3 protein-coding genes are annotated in these 2582 nt (G+C 72.7%); all 3 read right to left on the reverse strand.

Features of this window, described 5'->3' with window-relative positions:
- A partial coding sequence (locus ACFW6A_RS39085; RefSeq protein ID WP_351841213.1) for an adenosylhomocysteinase occupies positions 1 to 722 on the reverse strand: 722 nt, incomplete at its 3' end.
- Entirely contained in the window at positions 715 to 1578 is an 864-nt protein-coding gene (gene metF / locus ACFW6A_RS39090; RefSeq protein WP_351841215.1) for a methylenetetrahydrofolate reductase [NAD(P)H], read from the reverse strand. The genes metF and ACFW6A_RS39085, both read right to left, overlap by 8 nt.
- Positions 1575 to 2582, reverse strand: a 1008-nt coding sequence (locus ACFW6A_RS39095) for a vitamin B12 dependent-methionine synthase activation domain-containing protein (protein ID WP_386646660.1), incomplete at its 5' end; no start/stop codon positions are given. The genes metF and ACFW6A_RS39095, both read right to left, overlap by 4 nt.

The raw sequence follows: 2582 nt of genomic DNA on the forward strand, positions 1-2582 counted from the left end.
CGGTTGATGCCGTCGATCAGGGAGTGACGGCAGCCGTACTTGTTGTCGAACTTCGACTTCGTCACGGCGTCGTTCACGTTGATCGCCGGGAAGAGGAGCGCGCCCTCGCGGTGCATCTCGTACAGGCGGTGGACGCCCGTCGTGGTCTCCTCCGTGACGCCGCGGATGCCGGCCGCGAGCGCCGGCCAGTCCAGCGGGCTGTTCTCCAGCAGGGCGCGGACGACGGCCAGTTCCTCGTTCTCCGCCTCCGGCAGCGCGCCGGTCTTCCGGTACTCCACACCCTTGTGGACGAGGAGCGTGGCGTCGCCGCCGTCGTCCAGGATCATGTTGGGCCCCTCGCCTCCGGGCCAGGTGAGGGCCTGCTCGGTGCACCACCAGTACTCCTCCAGGGTCTCGCCCTTCCAGGCGAAGACGGGGATGCCGGCGGCCGCGATCGCGGCGGCGGCGTGGTCCTGGGTGGAGTAGATGTTGCAGGACACCCAGCGGACCCGGGCGCCGAGGGCGACCAGCGTCTCGATGAGGACGGCGGTCTGGACCGTCATGTGGAGGGAACCGGTGATGCGGGCGCCGGCGAGCGGCTGCGACTCGGCGTACTCGCGGCGGATCGCCATCAGGCCGGGCATCTCGTGCTCGGCGAGGGTGATCTCCTTGCGGCCGAAGACGGCCAGGGACGGGTCGGCGACCTTGAAGTCGGTGAACGGGGTGCCGGTGGCGTCAGACATGGGCGACGACTCTCCTGGTGCTGAGGACGGCCCGGTGGATCTCCAGGGCCGCCGTCGACTTGTTGAGGGTGATGTAGTGCAGGCCCGGGGCGCCCTCGTCGAGGAGGCGCAGCCCCATGCCGGTCGCGTGCTCGACGCCGATGCGGTGGGCGCGCGCCGGGTCGTCCTTCGCGGCCTCCAGACGGTGCGCCAGGTCCTCGGGGAAGGCGGCGTCGGAGAGTTCGGCGAAGCGGCGGATCTGGCGGACGTCGGTGGCGGGCATGATCTCCGGGATGATCGGGACGTCGCAGCCGGCGGCGGCGACCCGGTCGCGCAGCCGCAGGTAGTCCTCGGGGTCGAAGAACATCTGCGTGAGGGCGTAGTCGGCGCCGGCCCGGCACTTGGCGACGAAGTGCGCGAGGTCGCTCTCCGGGTCGGGCGAGCGCGGGTGGCCCTCGGGGAAGGCGGCCACCCCGATCCGGAAGTCGCCCAGCGAGCGGACCAGTTCGACCAGTTCGTAGGCGTACCGAAAGCCGTCGGGGTGGGGGGTCCAGGGGCCGCGCGGGTCTCCGGGCGGGTCGCCGCGCAGCACGAGCACGTCCTTCACGCCCGCGTCGGCGTAGGCGCCGACGATCGCCCGGAGTTCGGCGACGGAGTGGCCGACGGCGGTGAGGTGGGCGACCGGCCGGAGGGTGGTCTCGGCGGCGATCCGCTGGGTGACCTCGACGGTCCGGTGCCGGGAGGAGCCGCCGGCGCCGTACGTGACCGAGACGAAGTCCGGTTTCAGCGCCTCAACGCGGCGGATCGCGTCCCACAGCGTCCGCTCGCCCTTGTCGGTCTTCGGGGGGAAGAACTCGAAGGAGTACGTGGGCGTCACCTGCGGCCTCCCGCGTTGAAGTAGCCCGCTTCCGGGTGGTGGACGACGATCGCGTCGGTGGACTGTTCGGGGTGGAGCTGGAACTCCTCGGAGAGGTGCACCCCGATCCGCTCCGGCCGGAGCAGTTCGGCGATCTTGGCGCGGTCCTCCAGGTCGGGGCAGGCGGGGTAGCCCAGCGAGTAGCGGCAGCCCTGGTACTCGGTGCGGAGCATGCCGGCCAGGCCGGCCGGGTCCGCTCCGGCGATGCCCCACTCGGCGCGGACGCGCGCGTGCCAGTACTCGGCGAGGGCCTCGGCCAGCTGCACGGACAGGCCGTGCAGTTCGAGGTAGTCGCGGTAGGCGTCGGCGGCGAAGAGGCGGGCGGTCTCCTCGCCGATCCGGGAGCCGACGGTGACGACCTGGAGGGCGACGGTGTCGACCTCGCCGGAGTCCTCGGCGCGGTGGAAGTCGGCGAGGCACAGGCGGCGGCCCCGCTGCTGGCGGGGGAAGGTGAAGCGGGTCCGTTCGCCGCCGTCCTCGTCGAGGACGATCAGGTCGTCGCCCTTGGACACGCAGGGGAACCAGCCGTAGACCACGGACGCCTCCGCCAGGCCCTCGCGCGCGACCCGGTCCAGCAGGGCGCGCAGCCGGGGCCGGCCCTCCGCCTCGGCCGTCGCCGGGTCCTTGAGGCCCCACTGGCCCTTGAGGAGGGCCGTCTCGTCCAGCCAGGGCGCGTAGTCGGCCAGGGGGATGCCGGTGACGACCCGCGTCCCGAGGAAGGGAGGTTCGGGGACGGGGTTGTCGGTGGCGACGTCGGAGCGGCCGCCGGGCTCGGGCTCCCGCACCTGGAGCGGCGCCTCCCGCTTCGGCACCCGGCGCTGCTTGAGCGGGGGCAGCGCGGCTCCGGGGGCGCCCCGCTTCACCGCCATCAGCGCGTCCATGAGGCGCAGGCCCTCGAAGGCGTCGCGGGCGTAGCGGACCTCGCCCTGGTAGATCTCGTGGAGGTCCTGCTCGACGTAGGCCCT

Origin of the sequence: Streptomyces sp. NPDC058758, assembly GCF_042746075.1 — a bacterium.
Taxonomy (GTDB): Bacteria; Actinomycetota; Actinomycetes; order Streptomycetales; family Streptomycetaceae; genus Streptomyces.